This window comes from Janthinobacterium sp. CG_23.3, assembly GCF_046115965.1.
Lineage (GTDB): Bacteria > Pseudomonadota > Gammaproteobacteria > Burkholderiales > Burkholderiaceae_D > Janthinobacterium.
Genome location: NZ_JBJXIB010000123.1, coordinates 1 through 18,166 on the forward strand (window position 1 = coordinate 1; position 18,166 = coordinate 18,166).

Consider the following 18,166-nt stretch of genomic DNA (forward strand, 5'->3'; position numbering starts at 1 on the left):
CGTGCCTCGGCTCTCATAACCTCAACTACTCGAACCGCCCGGTGCGGACCCGCATGCCGGGTGGTGTGGCAGGGGACCGGCCAGTAATTGGCCGCCCCTATGCCGATACCCGGAACATGGGCTTGCGCTGGCGGGCGCCACCGTCGCCGGTTTTGTTCTACGATTGTCCAATCGGCTTCTCGGGTGAACGACGATGGAACAAAAATGGCCACAACAGATCTGGCTGGTGCGGCACGGTCAGAGCGCCGGCAACGTCGCGCGCGACGCCGCCGAAGCAGCCTCCCACCTGCATATCGACATTGCCGACCGCGATGTCGACGTGCCGCTGTCGGAGTTGGGCCAGCGCCAGGCGCAGGCGCTGAGCGGCTGGTTCGCCGGCTTGCCGGAGCCGCAGCAGCCGACGGTGGTGCTGGCATCGCCTTATCTGCGCGCGCGCGACACGGCGCAGGCGGTGGCCGCCCGCCTGTCGCGCGAGCAGCTGCTGACGGTGATGGCCGATGAGCGGCTGCGCGAGAAGGAGTTCGGCATCCTCGACCGACTGACGCCGTTGGGCATCCTCGGCAAATTCCCCGAGCTGGCCCAGCAGCGCAAGCATGTCGGCAAATTCTATTTCCGTCCACCCGGCGGCGAAAGCTGGTGCGACGTGATCCTGCGCCTGAGAAGCGTGCTCGACACCATCACGCGCGAATACCGCGGCGAGCGGGTGCTGATCGTCGGCCACCAGGTGATTGTCAATTGCTTTCGCTATCTGCTTGAGCGCCTCGACGAAAACGCGATCCTGGCGATCGACCGCGCCGCCGACGTGCCCAACTGCGGCGTAACCTCGTATCGCTTCGATCCGGCCGCCGGCAAGCGCGGCAAACTGATGCTGGAGATGGCCAACTTCGTGGCGCCGCTGGAAAGCTGCGGCACCCCCGTCACCGTCGCGCCGGACCGTCCGGCCGCGCCCAAAGCCTGAGGCGTCCATGCCGAATTGCGCCACCACCGCCTCCACCACCACCGCCAGCACCGACGTGAGCGCGCGCTTGTTGCGCGATTGGCCTTTGCCGATGCCCTCGTTCGACGCCGACAAGGAGGTGCGCGGGCACCTGTTGATCGTCGGCGGCGCGCGCGAGATGCCCGGCGCGGTCCTGCTGGCCGCCAACGCCGCCTTGCGCGCCGGCGCCGGCAAGCTGAGCGTTGCCACCGCCGCCAGCGTGGCGACGCCGCTGGCGCTCGCCATTCCGGAGGCGCGCGTGCTGGGCCTAGCCAAAACGGCCGGCGGCGGCCTGTTGCTGGACGGCGCCGGCGAATTGGCCAGACTGGCCGGCCAGGTCAGCGCCGTTCTGATCGGCCCGGGCATGCAGGACGAGGCGGCGAGCGCTGCGCTGGTGCGCGCGCTGTTGCCGCATTGCCGGCAGGCGCCGCTGCTGCTGGACGCCGCCGCCATGTCGGTGACGCTTGCGTGGCCGTCGCCGGACGGGTCCGGGACGGCGGCCCCGTTACGCTTCGACAGCCCGGTGTTGCTGACGCCGCACGCCGGCGAAATGGCGCATTTGAGCGGCGCCGGCAAGCCGTCAGTTGCCGCCGAGCCGGAGCGGACGGCGCGCCAAGCGGCGTTGCGCTGGAACGCCATTGTCGTGTTGAAGGGCGCGCTGACCTGCATCGCCGCGCCGGGCGGCCAAGCCTGGTTGCACCAGGGCGGCAACACCGGCTTGGCGATTTCCGGCTCCGGCGACACGCTGGCCGGCATCATCGCCGGCTTGGCGGCGCGCGGCGCGCCGCTGGAACAGGCCGCGGCGTGGGGCGTGGCGCTGCACGCGATGGCCGGCGAGCAACTGGCGCTGCGGCACGGCCCGCTCGGCTACCTGGCCCGTGAACTCAGTGCTGAACTGCCTGCCTTGTTGCGCTCGCTGGCGGCGGACTAGGCGCGCCGGGGGCCGCGGCGCCAACCAGGCGCGCGGACAAAAAAAGGGCGGGAGCTGGCTCCCGCCCTTCGGCGATCAGTTACCTGACCCTTTCCCTCTTATCGCTTACTTGACCGTCTCATAGGCGCCGATGTCGTTGGCTACGCCTTGCGGCCGCGCCACCACGGCGCTGAGGTCGTCGCCGATGGCGAACGGCGCCGCCTGCGTGCCCTTGTCGATCGCCGGGCTGCCGGCGCCGAGGGTGAGCTTGCCGCTGCTGGCCGCGGTGAACAGCGGGTTGCCGTAGAGGCCCAGCGTGTCGCGCGCCAACGCCGACCAGCCATACCCGTTGTCCCAATACAGGTTGCGCTTGAAGTCGAGGTAATTGTCGTCGTCGCCGACGTTCTTGTAGAAGGTCGACGAGCGCACCGTGGACGGGCCGGCCGCGAACAGGTTGTCGTAGATGCGGACGGCGCCGGTCGGGTTGTAATTGCCCCATGTGTTGAGCACCTGGGCATTGCCCGAACCGCTGTCTTGGCGGTCGTTGTCGTAGAAGGTGTTATGCGCGATCGTCAGGTCCATATCCTTGGAGATGGTGTCGACGCGCAGCCCGGCGTACATGGAACGGGTGACGACGTTGTTCCAGAAGGCGCCGGAAACGATGGACGTCGCCAAATTCAGGCCGTATTTGCCCGAGCCGTCCAGCCAGTTGTGGTGCACCTTCATGCCGGTGAAACCGCGCCAGTCGCTGGGGAAGCCGCTATAGTTGTTGCCGGCCAGGCCGACGTTGTCGAAGAACTGGATCAAATTGCCTCCGGTGATGTTTTCCACCCAGTTATAACCGATTTCCCAGTTGCTGGCGCCGGAGTCTAGATAGATGCCGTGGTTCTCCAGCGCGCCGACGCAAGCCATGCCGAAGATGTGGTTGCCGAACACCTTGACGTTGTTGCCGTGTCCGGACACGCCGGCGCCCTTGGCGTTGTTGGGCGCGGCAATCGTCGACGGCCAGGGACCGAGTACGTTGTTCACCACGCGCCATGGTCCGGCGCCGTATTGCAGGTTGATCGGCGCGGCGTCGGAGGTGGCTTGGGCGTGCACGTCCATGCGCAGGTTGGAGATCGAGACCCAGTCGCCGGTGGTGCCGAAGTAGGCCGAGTTGGGGCCGTGGATGCCGCCCTTCACGCCGGCCGGGGTCGAGTAGTGGACATCTTCGACGCCGTTGCCGTTCACCGGCCCGGGGTAGGCGGTGATGTGGATCCAGCCGGTGCCGGCCGCGCCGGTGGGCGCCGAGCCTTGTTGCGCGGTATCGCGGAAGCGCAGCCAGGCGCCGTCGAAGCCGGTGTCGCTCCAGTTGCCGCCGCGGATGACGACATGGTCGCCGGCCCGCAGGCTGGCATAGGCGCCGCCGCGCGCGCTGGTTTGCAGGTAGCGCCAGGGTTTGCCGATGTCGCCGGCGAGCGCGGTGGCGTCGTTGCCGTTCTGGGCGACGAACAGCACGCGGCCCGGGTTGGGCGTGAAGGTGCTGCCGACGTTGCTCTTGACGCCATTGACGACGACGCTGACCGGCAGTGCCACGCCTTGCGCCGCGCCGCCCAGAGATCCGACCTGGACCGTAATTTGCTGCAGGCCGAGCTTGGCGCCAACCTTGGCCGAGCCGAGGTAGCGGTAGTTGGCCACTTCGGCGCCGCCGATGTAGACCTTGGTGCTGGTACCCATGCCGCTGCTGCCGAAACGGCTGCCGAAGATGGACAGGTAGGCGCCGTTATTGCCTTCGCCGCCGCTGGTCGGGCCGGACACCGCGTCGGTGTAGCTGACGACGGGTGCGCCGGCGACCGGTTGCGGCGCTGGCGGAGGTGGCGGAGGTGAGGCCGGAGGCGGAGGTGACGCCGGAGGCGGCGGCGCGGCGATCGCGGCGAAGCTGGCGCTCGCAGTTAAATTGTTGCCGAGTGTGACGCTGCATGTACTGGCCCTGCCGGCGCATGCGCCGCCCCATTGGCTGAAGGTGTAGCCGGAAATGGGCTGGGCGGTCAGCGTCAGGCCCGTACGGTTGGGGAACGTGGCGCCGCAGGTCGAGCCGCAGGAAATGCCGGCCGGTTGCGACGTCACTTTGCCGCCGGCGCCGGACGTCACCGTCAGCGTGCGCCGGCTCCAAAAGCCGAGCCAGGCCGCCGTATCTGCCGGGCTGGCTGGCGACACCACGGTCTCGCTGGCGAGGACGTCGCCGCCGCCATTGCCGTCGCCGCCGCCACCGCCGCCGCCACAGCCGGTAATCAACAATGCCGAAAACAGGGTCAGGGCGGTGCGCCTGGCCCATGGCGCGCGCAGATAGGGCGTGCGAAGGGACGCGTTGGCGGGGGTGCGAGGTTGCTTGTGCGTGTGGCTGTTCATCAGCGGCTCCGTTTTAATCATCAATAGTTCCTTAGGTTTTGAGGGTCTTGCTTTGTGTTTGATGTGCATCAAATGCCTAAGTTCAATTTTTTTTAAGAAATATTTCAGTATGAAAATAACAACCGCTGTGGCTGGTAGCCGGGATCGGCCGCGAGCGCCCGCGTTGAATAGGGCATCATTCGTCCTGATGGGGGCATATCCTGCTTGTCGTTACCGCAAGCCGGTGGTCTTGGAATATTTTTTTAGGGGCGCGATATGGCGACGCATCCGACTAACCCGGCCGGTGCGCAACGCAGCAGGTCGCCGCAAGTGGCCGCCGGAATAGCGACAGGGGGACGGCTTGGTTTGAGCGGCGCCAGCGCGGCGGCAGGCAAACCGGTGGCGACGGGCCAGGCCGGCGCCTTCGATTTCCTGTCGGGGAATTGAAAAATCCAGAACAGGTAACTGAAGAGCCAGCAGTGGGATGAGTTCGACGGCGAGGCGGGCGTCGTTGGCGCTCTTGGGGGCGGCGCGAGTGTGGAAGATGGGATTCCGACGACGTCGAGGAGGGCAAACCGATGCTGCTACGCGGCGTATGGGATCAGATCAGCGCCAATTCGTCGCGCTGGTATCAGGCGCTAGCGCGCGACGCCGGCTTCACTTGGCGGAAACATCGGCTCACGCGCCGGCACAGGGCCAAGCCCCGTTGACGCCGGCGCCCTTACGCCGCCGGGTCCGCCGCCGCGCTTTTTGCCGTTGCCGGGGCGGACGCAACGGCCGTCCGCGGCGCCGGCGCCAGCCCGGCGACCATCGCCGACCAAGGCAGGACATGCTCGATCAACGCCCGCTGGGCGGCGCTGCCCGTCACCACATGGTCGATATCGGGCAGGAAGGTGGTCTTGACCCGTTCGGTGATGCCGAAACGCTTGAAGGCGTCGCGAAATTGCGCTTCGTAATTGTAGAATTCGAAGCCGTCACCGGCGTAAATCAAGCCGACGTCGACCTGGCGCTCCAGCAGGACGCGCAAGCCTTGCGCGAACGCCGCCTTGGCTGGCGAGTCGGCGGTGTAACCGACGCCCAAGGCCCGCGCCAGCGGCTCGGCGCTATCGGCGGCGGGGCGCCGGCCGGCCATGCGGCGCAGCAGCGCGGCGCTCAGGCGCGCAATGGTCGGCGCTACGCCGTGTTGCCGCAAGCGCATGGAGAGGCGGATCAGCTTGGTTTTCAAGGTGGCGTAGCGATAGGCTTCGAACAGCAGGATGCCGGCGACGCGCTCATCGCGTTGCGCCGCGTTATAGCTGTGGAAACCGCCGGAGCAAAAGCCGAACAGGCCGAAGCGCTGCAAGCCGGTGGCCTGGCCCAGGGCCGTCATGGCCGCGCGCAGGTCGGCCACCGCTTGCGCTTCGAAGCCGACGCTGCCGTCGGTGCGGCGGCTGTCGCCGAGGCCGGCCAGGTCGAAGCGGATCGAGGCGATGCCGCGGCCCGCCAGCGCGCGCGCCAGCCGCACGTTCAGGCGGTGCGGGCCGATGCGGTGCACGATGCCGGCGTTGAACAGGATGATGCCGGCCGTGGCGCCGTGCCCGGCGCCCCCGGCCGTGACCGGCAGGCAGAGGGTGCCGACCAGGCCGTTGCCGTCGCCGAAGCCGAGCGACACCTCGATCACGCCGCCTCCAGCAGCGCAACGACGCTTGTCACTATCTCGCCGGGGGCGATGGACGCGCCCATGGTTTCGTTGGCCAGCCAGTTGGTGTGGGTCTGGAGCGAACGCAGCGCCGGCGTGTTGCCCAGCGCGCCCAGTCGTTGTTGCAGATCGGCCAGCGCGGCCGAGCCGGGTGCGGCGAGCAGGCTGATGCGGTCGGCCCGCGTCTGCGCCAGCGCGCGCGCCGACAGGCGTTCGAGTTGCCTGCGCAGCAGGGCGGGCAGGGCGAAGCCGAGCGCTTCCGTTTGCGCTTCGCCCAGCGCCATGTCGCGCAGCCTGGCGTCGATAGCCCAGCGCGCCCCGAACGAGTCGCGGCAGGCGGCGACGTGGGCGTCGAGCAAGGCGGCCAGATAGGCCGTGCCGTCGACCACCGGGTCCCACAGCAGGATTTGCTCGACGGCGCGGGCGCCGCTTTGCGAGGCCAGCGCGGCGATACTCGCGCCCAACCTGAGGCCGACCCAGGAGACGCGTTCGCAGGCGCTGCGGCGGCGCAGTTCGGCGTCGGCCGCCAGCACGTCGCGGCACCAGCCTTCCAGTTCGCCTTCGCCGTCCTCGCCGCCGGCGTCGCCGGTGCCGAAGTAATCGAAGCGCATGACGTCGAAGCCGTGCCGCGTCAATTGCTCGGCCAGCAGGCGGAACAGGCGGTGGCTGCGGATCGCTTCCTGGCCGAAGGGGTTGCACAGGAGGACGCATTGGCGCCGCCGTTCGCCCTCGGCGGGGTGGTGGACGGCGAACAGTTGCCGCGCGCCCGGCCCGAAGCGCAGCGGCGTCACGGCCGCCGCCAGCCGGGCCGGGCCGGGTTCGCCAAGCTCATCGCGCTGCCTTGCCGAGCAGGCCGGATACCAGCCGGTTCAGCATGCCCGGTTTAACGGCGTCGGGCGCCGCCTCGTCGTAGGCGCGGGCGATCTGGCGCAGGTTCTCGAAGATGAAGCGGCGCGGGTTCAGGCGCTTGCCGGTGCGCGTCTCCATCGCCAGGATGGCTTGCATGGCCAACAGCGAGTGGCCGCCGGCGTCGAAGAAATTGTCGTCGGCGCCGATGCCGGTGCTGCCCAGCAACTCGCTCCAGATCGACGCCAGCAGCTGTTCCGTCGCGCTGTGCGGCGCCGCGCCGCGCGCCGCCGCCGCGGCAATTGTCGGCGGCGGCAGGGCCTTGCGGTCGATTTTTCCGTTGGGCAGCAGCGGCAAGCGTTCGAGCGCGACGAAATGCTGCGGCAGCATGTAGTTCGGCAGCAGGGCGCGCACATGCGCGCGCAGGGCGGCGTCGTCCGGCGCGTCGCCGCGCGCGGCGAAATAGGCGACCAGCCTGACGTCGCCGGGGACGTCCTCGCGCGCCAGGGCGACGCTGTGGGCCACGCCGGGGTGGGCGTCGAGCGCCGCCTCGATTTCGCCCAGTTCGATGCGAAAGCCGCGCACTTTGACCTGGAAATCGTTGCGCCCGAGGTGTTCCAGCAGGCCGTCGGCGCGCCAGCGGCCGCGGTCGCCGGTGCCGTAGAGCCGACCGCCCGGCGCGCCGGCGCCGATAAACGGGTCGGTGATGAAGCGCTCGGCGCTCAGGGCGGGGCGGTGCAGGTAGCCCAGCGCGACGCCGTCGCCGCCGATCCAGATTTCGCCGGGAACGCCGAGCGGGCAGGGGCGGCGTTGCTCGTCGAGTATCCGGATTACCGTGTTGGCGATCGGCCGGCCGATGCTGATGGCCGGCGCGTCCGGCGTGACGCGCCAGCAGCTCGACCAGACCGTGGTTTCGGTGGGGCCGTACATATTCCACAGCTGCGCGCCGCCCGCCAGCAGGCGCGCCGCCAAGTCGGGCGGCAGGGCCTCGCCGCCGATCAGGGCTTTGAAGCCGGGCGCGCCGCGCCAGCCGGAGTCGAGCAGCATGCGCCAGGTGCCCGGGGTCGCCTGCAGCATGGTGGCGCCGCTGCGCGCCAGTAGTTGCGCCAGCGCGCCGGCGTCGAGCGCCTGCTCGCGGCTGGCCAGGACGATTTCGGCGCCCACGCACAGCGGCAGCAGCAGTTCCAGCACGGCGATGTCGAACGACAGCGTGGTGACGGCCAGCAGGCGGTCGCCGGCAAGCATGCCGGGCGTGTCGCGCATGCTGGTGAGGAAATTGACGACGGCGCGCTGCGGCACCTGTACCCCCTTCGGCTTGCCGGTCGAGCCGGAGGTGTAGATAACGTAGGCGACGCTGTCGGCGTCGGCCGCCAGCGCGTCGTCGGGCGGCGGGGTGTCCGGCGCGGCGGCGATGGCCTCGGCGTCGGCGTCGAGCAGCACGCTGCAGGCGCGCGGCCAGGCCAGCAAGGCGCCCAGCGCCGCTTCGCTGACCAGCGCGGCCAGGCCGGCGTCGCGGGCCATGAAGCGCAGCCGCTCGACCGGATAGGCGGGATCGAAGGGGACGTAGGCGGCGCCGCTCTTGAGCACCGCCAGTTGCGCCACCACCATGGCGGGGCCGCGCTCGACGCATAGGCCGACCCGCTGGCCGCGGCCGATGCCGCGCGCGCGCAGCAGATTGGCGAGGCGGTTGGCGCGCTGGTCCAGTTCTCGGTAGCTGAGGCTGGCGTCGCCGAAGCTGAGCGCGGTGCGCTGCGGCCCGTCGCGCACCTGCGGGGCGATCAGCGCGTCGATGGTGGCGTCGCGCGGATAGGCCGTGGCGGTGGCGTTGTAGTCGGCCAGCCGGCGCAGCTCGTGCGCGGCGAGCGGCAGTTGCGCCAGCGGCGCCTGCGGTTGCGCCAGCACGGCGCCGACCAGGTGCTCGAAGCGCCGCGCCAGCAGTTCGCCGCTGGCCGCCTCGAGCAGATCGCTACTGTAGTTGAGCGCGCCGACCAGGCCGTCCGGCCGCTCGACCAGGCACAGTCCGAGGTCCTGTTCCAGGCCCGGTTGCGCGACCTCGATCGGTGTGTGCTCGAGGTTGCCCCAGCGTGGCGCGAGGGCACGCGCATCCTGGAACGAAAAGCTCGCCTGGTAGAGCGGAAAGCGGCTGGCGTCGCGCGGCGCGCCGAGCGCGCGCGCCAGTTCGTCGAAGGGCACGTCGGCATGCGCGAGCGCGTCGCCGACGGCGTCGCGCACCGTGCCCAGCAGGTGCATGAAGCTCTGTTGCGGATCGATCGACAGGCGCAGCGGCAGGACATGGGCGAACATGCCCATCAGCGTGTCGGCGGCGTCGTCGTGGCGCGCGCGCACCGGCACGCCGATGCTCACCGCGGCTTGCCCGCTCAGTTGGTGCAGACTCAGCGCATAGGTCGCCAGCATCGCCGTGGACAGGCTGGCGCCGGCCTGGCCGGCGAGCGCGCGCGCCGCCTCGACCTGGGCGGCGGCGACTGCGACGCGGCAGGCGGCGGCGCGGCCCGACAGTTCGGCCGGACGGGGCCGGTCGGTCGGGACGGCCAGCGGTTCGAGCGTGCCGTCCAGGCGCGGGCGCCAGTGCGCCAGCCGGGCCGCCAGTGCCTCGCCGTTCATGCGCGCGCGCGGCGGGGCGGGCGGCGGCTCGCGCAGCGCGCAGGGCGTGTTGCTGCGGCGCGCCTGGTATAGCGCCGCCATTTCGGCCTCGAGGATGGCGTCGCAGCAGCCGTCCCAGATGATGTGGTGCGGCGCGAAATAGAACACGTGTTCCTCGTCCCCGGTGCGCCACAGGCGCGCGCGGAACAGCGGCGCCTCGCCCAGTTCGAGTGGCTGGGCGGCGAGCGCCTCGATGCGCGCGCGCAGCGCTTCCTCGCGGGCGTCGGCGTCGGCGCCGCCGCCTACGTCGCCGCGCAGGTCTTCCAGCGGCAGCGCGTCGGCTCGCGGCGCCGCTGCAATGCACTGCACCGGCGTGGCGTCGACGACCGCGACGCCGGTGCGCAGCGCGTCCTGGCGCCGTAGCATGTCGGCGAAGGCGAGCTGGAAGGCGGCCTCGTCGAGCTTGCCGCGCAGGCGGTGCGCCGACGGCATGTTGTAGGTCGGGCGGCCGGGGGCCATGTGTTCGCGGTACCACAGCCGCTCCTGCATCGGCGACAGCGGCGCGGTCGCCGCGGCGCCGCGCGCGCTGGACGGGGGCGCGCCGGCGCCGGCGGGTCCGGCCGGCGGGGCCGGCGGAGCTGGCGGTTCGGCGCCGGCGGCGTCGAACATGACGCGCAGCGGGGTGTCGGGGGCGCGCTCCAAGGCGTCAAGTAATTGTTCCAGCGCCGTCAGCATGTAGGCGGCTAGCCGTTCGGCCGGCAAGGGCGCGCTCACTTGCGTCGTCAAGACAAATTCCCCGTCCCGTTCGTGCACCTCCAACAGCAGCGGGCACGGCGGCGGGGCGAACGGCGCGGCGCCCGGCGCCGCCGCGGCCGTGGTGGCGGCGTCGTCCGGCGTCGGCGACGTGCGGCGGTAGCTCAGCAGCGCCGAGAACAACGGCAGCGCCGCCGCCAGCGCGCTGCAGCGCCGGACCAGCGCCGCCGGCGCGTGCGCGTGCTGGTGCAGGCGCCGCAGTTGCGCGTCCATTTGCCGCACGCTGTCCGCCGCGCTTTGCCCGTCGACGTCGACGCGCACCGGCAGCGTGTTGACCGGCTCGCCGACGGAATGCGCCGTGGCGGGGCCGAATAGCACCGTGCCGAACAGCACGTCGCGGCGCGCCGAGACCTGCGCCAGCACTTGCGCCCAGGCCAGGTGGACCAGGCTGGCGGCGCGTACGCCCAGCGCGCCGGCGCGCTCGCGCAGGCGGCGCGCCAATCGCGCCTCCAGCGCCAGCGTGGCGCAGTTGGGGACGGCCTCGGCTGCCCCGACCAGGCCGAACGGCGCGGTCGGTTCGGTGACGCCCGCCAGCAGATGGCGGAAGAAGACCTCGTGGTCCTGCTCGTTGACAGTGCTTGCGGTGTGGTTCGCCGTCATGGCGCATAGTCCTTGTAAAACGAAAACGGTTGGCGGGGGCGGGAAGCGCTGGCCGGGTTCGCCGGCGCCTTGATACAGCGTAGGGGAACCAAGGGCGGGCATCTTGGCCGGTATCAATCGATGGTCGAAGAGATAATAGAAGCGGCGGCGTCAGCGCGCCAGCTCGTAGGCGCCAATGTCAAAGCCCAGCCCTTGCGGGCGCGGCGTGCTGATGTCGTAGTCGTTGGTGACCAGCCCGGCCACCGCCGCCGAGCCGGCGTCGACGGCCCAGCTGTCCGGGCGCAGGTGGAAGTCGCGGCCGGCGGCGGCGAAGCCGTGCGCGCCGGTCTGCGGATAGGCGTCCAGCCCGGTGTCGCCCTTGCCGCCGAACCAGAAATTGCGGTTGACCACGCCGGCCGAGAGGGCGAAGCCGACGCTGCCGCCGGTGTAGTCGGTGCCCGGCGACGGTACGACGAGGTTGTTTTGCAGGTCAATGGCGTGCGCCGGCAGGTGCCAATCGTTCATGATCGCGGCGTAGCCCGCCTTGCCCTCGGTGTTGGTGTGGTAGAAGGTGTTGTTGTAGATGCGCGCCTGGCGCAACTGGGTCGAATTGAAACGCAGGCCGGCGTAGCGGGTATCGGCGACGATGTTGTTGAAAATGTTGATGCGCTCCCTGCTGCCGTCGGCGAGGTTGATGCCGTGCTTGCCGACGCCGCGGATCAGATTGTGGTGGAAGTTGATGTTGCCGGTCGTGTCGGAGCCGTTGCTGCCGTTGGCATAGGTCTGGAAGCCGCTGCCGCCGGGGATGTTTTCAATGACGTTGTAGGCGATTTCGTAGTCGCCGTCGCCGTCGATATAGATGCCGTGATTTTGCAGCGGGCCGCGGTTTGCCGGCCCGCAATAGACATCGTGGATATGGTTGCCGAGCCAGACCTGGCCGAAGCCGTTGCCGACGATGCCGCCGGCCTTGGCGTCGCTGTTGCCCACGGCGGTGGCGGCGCTCAGCTCGTTGTTGACGATGCGCCAGTGGCTGCCGAGGATTTGCAGGTTGATGGCGCCGGCCGGGCCGCCGGCCTCGATGCGCAGGTTGGACACGCTGAGCCACTGGCCCAGGCCGGGGTACTCCTGGGCGTTGATCGCCGAGATGGCGCCTTTCGGCGGATTGTTGCGGGCGTCGGCCTGATACGCCTGGTAGATGTAGACGTCCTCGCCCGGGTAGCCCATCAGTCCGATCGGCCCGCTGCGCGGTGCCCCGGTCGGTGCCGTGCCGGACTTGTCGCGCACGCGCAGGAAATAGCCGTCGTGGCCGCGGTCGGTCCACGCCGTGCCGGTGCCGCGCAGGACAATGAAATCGCCGGCGCCGGCCTGGCCCCACGCGGCTTGGTCCAGGCGCGCCGTCTGGACGTGGCGGAACGGGCGCCGGATGTCGCCGGCTACGGCCGTCATGTCCTTGCCGTTGACGTTGTCGACGAACAGGATGCGGCCGGGATTGACGGTAAACGTCAGGTTGTCGTTCGACGCCACGCCGTTGAGCACCACCTTCAGCGGCAGCGCGGCGCCCGGCCTGGGTTTGCCGAGCGCGCCAATTTGCACCGTCAGCTGCTGGATGTCGGGACGGCCGCGGGCGCGCCCCAGGCTGCGGTAATTGTCCACCTCGACGCCGCCGATGAACACCTTCAAGGCGCTGCCCAGGCCGACGTTGCCCCAGTTTTTGCCGAACAGCGAGAGATAGATGCCCTTGTTGTTTTCGCCGCCGTCATTCGGGCCCGAGACGATGTCGGTATACACCAGCAATGGCGGCGCTTGCCGCGCGCCCGCGTGGGCGTGGCTGGCAACGGCGCCGCCACCGCCGCACAGCGCCGCCAGCGCACAGCGCAGCAGGACGCGCCCCGGGAAATGCTGGGCCTCATTGGCTTTCATGGACAAATCCTTTCGACGGCGAACGACGGTGGCAGGCGATTATGTGCCGCGCCCATCCGGGCGTGGCAAGGCAGTGCCCAAGTCTTGAGCATAATCAAAAAAAACCGGCGCAAATTGACGCAAAATTGTCATTGTTTTAATTCGGCGTCGCGGCTGCCCATCGATCGCGTCCTCCCCTTGTTGCTGACCATTTTGGATTTTCCTGAGCCGCATATCGTGCTGACCTCACTTTCCGACCGGGCTGGCTTTCTGGTAGCCGCCAATCTCATCAAATACGCCGTCGGCTTCATCATGCCGATGGTCCTGGTGCGCCTGCTGAGCCAGAGCGAGTACGGCAGCTACCAGCAGATGATACTGATCGGCGGCGCCGCGGTCGGCGTGCTGACGCTCGGCCTGCCGACCTCGGTCTACTATTTTTATCACCACGTCGAGCGGCAGCGGGTGGCCGCGCTGGTCGCGCAAACGACGCTGCTGTTGTGCGTGGCCGGCCTGCTGGCGAGCTTGCTGGTGTTTTCCGGCGCGCGCCACTTCGCGGCGTCGTTGAACAATCCCGCGCTGGCGGCGCTGCTGCCGCTGTACGCGGTCGGCCTGGCGCTGACGATCGGCAGCGAGCATTGCCTGCACGTCATGATCAGCCAGGACCGCTACGGCTTGGCGGTGCTGTTCGAGATCATTGAAACCGTGGTCCGGGTGCTGACCTTGTTGCTGCCCTTGTGGCTGGGCTACGGCTTGACCGGCTTGGTGGCGGGGGTGGTGTTGTATGCGGCCTTGCGCTTCCTCGTGCGCAACGGCTATCTGTTGCGCCGCGGCGGCCTCGATTTCGCCGGCTGGCGCGGGCGCGCATTTGCGCGGCGGCAACTCGCTTACTGCCTGCCGGTGGCGCTGGTCAGCCTGTCGACGCTGGTCGGCGCCACCTTCAACCGCGCCATCCTGGCGATGTCCTTCTCACCGGCGCAATATGCGGTCTACGCGGTGGGCGCGCTGGAAATCCCGCTCGACGTCATTTTCCAGGCCTCGGTGGCGAATGTGCTGCGCGCGTCGCTGCCGCCGCTGGTGCGCGACGGCAATCTCGTGGAAGTGGTGCGCATCTTGCGCGAGGCCACGCGCAAGCTGTCGATCATTGTCCTGCCCAGCTTTGTGTTCCTGTTTTGCCATTCCGCGCAGTTCATCCAGGTTTTGTTTACCTCCAGTTACGAGGACAGCGTGCATGTCTTTCGCCTTTACCTGTGGCTGATGCCGCTGCACATGCTGGTATTGAGCACGGTTCCGCACGTGTTCGGCATGCCCAAGCTCAATCTCTACATTGCGCTGGCAACGATGACGCTGTTGCTGGTGCTGGGGTACGCGCTGCTCAAGACGGTCGGATTTTATGGTCCGGCCATCGCCATGCTGCTGGCCGAATACGTGCAGACGGCGCTGTACCTGCTGGTCGTGACGCGCCTGACCAAGGCCAGCCTGGCGCGCTTGCTGCCGCTGCGGCACATCGCCCTGGTTGGCTTGGCGGCGCTGCTGGCGGCGCTGGTATCGACCCGGGCCGGCCACTTGACGCCGTCGGCGTTGCTGAACCTGGTGCTGGCGGGCGCCGTGTTCAGCGTCACCTTTTTCCTGGCGGCCATACCCCTGGGCGTGTTTTCGCGCGACGACGTGCGCCTGATCCGCCGCTGGGCGGCGAAGGTCTTGCCGATTGCCCCTGGTTGAAACGGCATGCAAGCGACCATCCACATCCAACATGTATTGCTCAGCCTGGAACCGGGCGGGCTGGAGAACGGCGTCGTCAACGTCGTCAACCGACTCTCGGGGGACGCTTTCCGCTCGTCGATCTGCTGCCTGCAGCGCGCCGGCGACTTCGCGCCGCGGGTGCGCGCCGGCGTACCCATCCGCGAAATGGGCTGGCGCGGCGGCAACGACCTGCGCCTGGCGTGGCGTCTGGCGCGGCTGTTTCGCGAAACCCGCCCCGACGTCGTCCACACGCGCAACGCCGAAGCGTTTTTCTATGGCTTCCTCGGCGCCAAACTGGCCGGCGTCAACTGCATCGTCCACAGCGAACACGGGCGCGCGTTCACCGACCGGGCCATCCGTTTCCATCTGCAACGCTGGTGGACGGCGCATATCCAGGCCGTGTTCGCCGTGTCGGCGCAGTTGAAGCGCGAGCTCGTCGCCCATATCGGCATGCCGGCGCAACGCATACAGGTACTGCGCAACGGCGTCGACCTGGAGCGTTTTTGCGCCGGTGCCGGGGCGGGCGGCAGGGCGGCGCTGCGCCGCCAGCTGGGCCTGGGCGACGCCGACTTGCTGGTCGGCAGCGTCGGCCGGCTGGTGGCGGTGAAGAACCACGCCTTGCTGTTGACCGCGCTCGCCGCCCTGGCGCGGCGCGACTGGGTCGCCGTGCTGGTGGGCGAGGGGCCGGCCCGCGCGGCGCTTGAAGAACTGGCCCGTTCCTTGGGCATCGCCGGGCGGGTGCGCTTCGCCGGCCAGCGCGACGACGTCGCCGCCTGGCTGGCGGCGATGGACGTCTACGTGTTGTCGTCGACCAATGAAGGCGTCTCCAACACCTTGCTCGAAGCGATGGCCAGCGGCCTCGCCTGCGTCGCCAGCGACATCGGCGGCAACCCGGAGCTGATCGCCGACGCGCGCCACGGCTGCCTGTTCGCCAGCGGCGACGCGGCGGCGCTGGCCGGCCATGTGCGGCGCCTGTGCGACGACGCCGGCCTGCGGCGCCGGCTGGGCGCGGCGGCGCGCGCGCGGTGCAGGAATTTTCCCTCCAGACCATGATCGCCCGTTACGAGCAGTTGTACCGGGCCAGCGTTTCCTCCGCCGGGCGGCATCGTGGCGCGCATCGCTAGCCTGCTCATCGACGCCGCCGCCGCCAGCGGGGCGCTGGCGCTGGCGCTGGCGCTCAAGCGCAGCGTGCCGCTGATCCTGATGTACCACGGCGTGTCGGCGCGCCGCGGCGCGCCCGACGGCCTGCGCAATTACGACGGTAAACAGCTCGCGCTGGCGTTTTTCATCAAGCATCTGCGCCTGTTGCGCCGGTCGCGCCGGGTGATCCCGCTCAGCGAACTGGTTGCCGGGCTGGAGCAGCGGCAAGACATGAGCAACGCCGTCGTCATCACCTTCGACGACGGCTATGAAAACAATGCCCTCGTCGCGGCGCCGGCGCTGGCCGATTTCAACATGCCGGCGGCGTTTTTCCTCACCACCGGCTTGGTCGGCACCGAGTCGTGCATCTGGACCGACCGGCTGGAGATCGCCTTGGACCGGACCGACGCGGTCAGCCTGGAATTGCCGGGCGGCGCGACCCTGCCGACCCGCTCGCTGGCCGACAAGCGCCGCGCCCTGATCAGCGTCAAGGCCATGCTCAAGCTCCGGGCCAGCCAACGGGTCGAGGAAATCGCCAAGGAGATCAGCCGCCGGCTTGGCGTCGCCGACATCTGCGCCGAAGGCGATTATCGCTTCATGTGCTGGGACCAGGCGCGCGCGTTGGTGCGTACCGGCTTCGAGGTGGGGGCGCACACGGTGACCCATCCGATCCTGTCGAACCTGCCCTTCGACGAGGCGGTGTTGGAAATGCTGGGCAGCAAGGACAGTATAGAACGGGAAACAGGGCAGTGCAGTTCGACGTTTTGTTTCCCCAATGGTAAACGAAGCGACTTCAGCGTCGAGTTGATCGAGGTGTGCCGGCGCCATTTCAAGGCGGCCTTGTCGAGCGAGCGCGGCGCCGCCACCGTCGAGGACCTGTTCGAATTGAAGCGGCTGTCGCCGGCCGGGCCGGGCCGCGGCGAAACGCTGGAGTGGCTGCTGTTGAGGACGCGCTAGCGGGCGCGGCGGGACCAATCGAGGAGCGATGATGAGCTTTTTGCTGCCCTTCATGAATTTTTTCCAGCCCGGCATTTTCTGGCCGGCACTGGCGCCGTACATGCCGATGCTGGTGCTGTCCCTGCTCGGCCTGGCGCTCGGCCTGAGCAGGGCGTCGGACTATTCCCGCCGCGCGGCCCTGGCCCACCCGGTGTTCGGCTGGCTGCTGGTGTTTTTGCTGGTCCAGCCGCTCTCCCAGCTCTACAGCGGGGTCGCCAGCGCCCTGGTCGGCCTGCACTTCTGGGGCATGTACCTGCTGTTCGTGCTGGTGTCGATCATCCTGATGCCGAACCCGCCGGCGTTGCTGCGCTATGTCTACGGCATGATGGCGGGAAGCATGGTCATCGTCGTCTTCGGCATTTGCGCGGTGCTGTTTTCCTGGACCGAGGCGCTGGGCGGCCGGGCCGGCGCCTACGGCATGTACGAGAACCACAACGACTACTCGTTCATCATCATCCAGATCGTGCCCTTCCTGTACCTGTTCCGCCGGCTCGCCAACGGCGCCGTCGTGCGCCTGCTGCTGGGCGCGGCGCTGCTGGCCTGCGTCGCCGGCATCGCGCTGTCGCTGTCGCGCGGCGGCATGCTGGCGCTGGTCTTGGAGGCGGGCCTGCTGGTGCTGATCGGCATGCAGGGGCGCAAGCGCCTGCTGTGGTTGCCGGTGCTGGCCATCGTCGGCGCCGCGGCGGTCGGCTACCAGTGGACCAAGCGCGCCGAAAACCAGAGCCGCTACACCGCCGCCGACGCGGAGAATTCGCGCTTCGAGCTGTGGCGCGCCGCCGCCAAGCTGGTGCGCGACAAACCGCTGCTGGGCGTGGGCAGCCTGCGCTTCGCCGAATACGCCAGCTTCTACGGCGAGATCAGTTACGACAACCGCGGCAAAAACACCCACAACACCTATCTCGAAGTGCTCACCGGCACCGGACTGCTGGGCTTTGCCAGCTTCCTGGCGTTGCTCGCCAGCCTGTTGCGCGCCTTGCACCGCGCGCCGCCGCCACACGGCCCGCCACTGCTCGACGCCGCCCGGCGCGCCACGCTGGTCGCGCTCTACGCGATCCTGTTTCGCGCCATGTTGGACGCCAAGCCGCACGACTGGAGCTTTTACGTCCTGTGTTCGATCGGCCTGAGTTGCGTCCTGTTGCAGCGCCGCGGCGCGGCCGACGCGCTGGCCGCCAGTCAACTGAAACCGGGCCTGGCCTGAAGGAGCGAATATGGACGACAAGCAATACGGCACCCGCGCCTGGATCGAATCGCGTTACGCGGCCAGCGCGGACGACCCCTGGGGCCTGGATTGGCGGCCCTCGCAACGCTACCGCTACGCGCGCATGCTGGCCGCGCTGGAGACGGCGCTGGCCGGCGCGGCGCGGCCGCTGGCCATCGTCGACGTCGGCTGCGCCACCGGCACCTTCACGGCGCTGTTGGCCGGACTCAACGGCGGCGCCGCCGGCGCCAGCCTGGTCGGGGTCGACATTGCGGCGGCGGCGGGGGGGGGGGGGGGGGGGGGGGGGGGGGAGGGTGGGGGGGGTGGGGGGGGGGGGGGGGGGGCGGGGGGGGGGGGGGGGGGGGGGGGTGGGGGGGGGGGGGGGGTGTTTTTGTTTTTGGTTTGGTGGTGGGTGGTGGTTTG

The 18,166-nt window shown here is 69.3% G+C and carries 11 protein-coding genes and 1 pseudogene; 7 read left to right on the forward strand and 5 right to left on the reverse strand.

Features of this window, described 5'->3' with window-relative positions:
- The first annotated feature begins 193 nt into the window (after positions 1-193).
- Entirely contained in the window at positions 194-958 is a 765-nt protein-coding gene (locus ACFDR9_RS22390; RefSeq protein ID WP_409032414.1) for a histidine phosphatase family protein, read from the forward strand.
- A 7-nt stretch (positions 959-965) separates the two neighbouring features.
- Positions 966-1,907 (forward strand): NAD(P)H-hydrate dehydratase, encoded by a 942-nt coding sequence (locus ACFDR9_RS22395; RefSeq protein ID WP_409032415.1) that lies wholly within the window; start codon positions 966-968, stop codon positions 1,905-1,907.
- 105 nt (positions 1,908-2,012) lie between these two features.
- On the opposite strand, the gene ACFDR9_RS22400 is transcribed toward ACFDR9_RS22395, so the two are convergent.
- From ACFDR9_RS22400 to ACFDR9_RS22420, 5 genes are all read right to left on the reverse strand, one after another.
- Entirely contained in the window at positions 2,013-4,295 is a 2,283-nt protein-coding gene (locus ACFDR9_RS22400; RefSeq protein WP_409032416.1) for a choice-of-anchor Q domain-containing protein, read from the reverse strand.
- Positions 4,296-4,974: 679 nt separating this feature from the next.
- The gene (locus ACFDR9_RS22405) at positions 4,975-5,913 is read right to left on the reverse strand and encodes an alpha/beta fold hydrolase (RefSeq protein ID WP_409032417.1); all 939 of its coding nucleotides are present in this window, start codon (positions 5,911-5,913) and stop codon (positions 4,975-4,977) included.
- Positions 5,910-6,722, reverse strand: a complete 813-nt coding sequence (locus ACFDR9_RS22410) for a serine aminopeptidase domain-containing protein (RefSeq protein ID WP_409032418.1) — start codon at positions 6,720-6,722, stop codon at positions 5,910-5,912. Before ACFDR9_RS22410 ends, ACFDR9_RS22405 begins: the two co-directional genes overlap by 4 nt.
- A gap of 37 nt (positions 6,723-6,759) precedes the next feature.
- Positions 6,760-10,791: an amino acid adenylation domain-containing protein gene (locus tag ACFDR9_RS22415; RefSeq protein WP_409032419.1), complete on the reverse strand. Its 4,032-nt coding sequence runs from the start codon at positions 10,789-10,791 to the stop codon at positions 6,760-6,762.
- Positions 10,792-10,941: 150 nt separating this feature from the next.
- Positions 10,942-12,690 (reverse strand): right-handed parallel beta-helix repeat-containing protein, encoded by a 1,749-nt coding sequence (locus tag ACFDR9_RS22420; protein ID WP_017875924.1) that lies wholly within the window; start codon positions 12,688-12,690, stop codon positions 10,942-10,944.
- 216 nt (positions 12,691-12,906) lie between these two features.
- On the opposite strand from ACFDR9_RS22420, the gene ACFDR9_RS22425 reads away from it, so the two are divergent.
- The 5 genes and pseudogenes from ACFDR9_RS22425 to ACFDR9_RS22445 all read left to right on the forward strand — a co-directional run.
- A complete protein-coding gene (locus ACFDR9_RS22425; RefSeq protein WP_409032420.1) occupies positions 12,907-14,388 on the forward strand; it encodes a lipopolysaccharide biosynthesis protein in 1,482 nt (493 codons plus the stop codon).
- 6 nt (positions 14,389-14,394) lie between these two features.
- Positions 14,395-15,462 (forward strand): glycosyltransferase, encoded by a 1,068-nt coding sequence (locus tag ACFDR9_RS22430; RefSeq protein WP_409032421.1) that lies wholly within the window; start codon positions 14,395-14,397, stop codon positions 15,460-15,462.
- Positions 15,463-15,516: 54 nt separating this feature from the next.
- Entirely contained in the window at positions 15,517-16,506 is a 990-nt protein-coding gene (locus ACFDR9_RS22435; protein ID WP_017875921.1) for a polysaccharide deacetylase family protein, read from the forward strand.
- A 28-nt stretch (positions 16,507-16,534) separates the two neighbouring features.
- Entirely contained in the window at positions 16,535-17,743 is a 1,209-nt protein-coding gene (locus ACFDR9_RS22440; protein WP_017875920.1) for an O-antigen ligase, read from the forward strand.
- 10 nt (positions 17,744-17,753) lie between these two features.
- Positions 17,754-18,166 (forward strand): annotated as a pseudogene (locus ACFDR9_RS22445) (hypothetical protein); the annotation flags it as partial.

Excerpts from the sequence above, each read along its gene's own strand:
- ACFDR9_RS22390 (WP_409032414.1), top strand. The coding sequence starts at position 194 with ATGGAACAAAAATGGCCACAACAGATCTGGCTGGTGCGGCACGGTCAG.
- ACFDR9_RS22395 (WP_409032415.1), top strand. The coding sequence starts at position 966 with ATGCCGAATTGCGCCACCACCGCCTCCACCACCACCGCCAGCACCGAC.
- ACFDR9_RS22400 (WP_409032416.1), bottom strand. The coding sequence starts at position 4,295 with ATGATTAAAACGGAGCCGCTGATGAACAGCCACACGCACAAGCAACCT.
- ACFDR9_RS22415 (WP_409032419.1), bottom strand. The coding sequence starts at position 10,791 with ATGACGGCGAACCACACCGCAAGCACTGTCAACGAGCAGGACCACGAG.
- ACFDR9_RS22420 (WP_017875924.1), bottom strand. The coding sequence starts at position 12,690 with ATGAAAGCCAATGAGGCCCAGCATTTCCCGGGGCGCGTCCTGCTGCGC.
- ACFDR9_RS22430 (WP_409032421.1), top strand. The coding sequence starts at position 14,395 with ATGCAAGCGACCATCCACATCCAACATGTATTGCTCAGCCTGGAACCG.
- ACFDR9_RS22440 (WP_017875920.1), top strand. The coding sequence starts at position 16,535 with ATGATGAGCTTTTTGCTGCCCTTCATGAATTTTTTCCAGCCCGGCATT.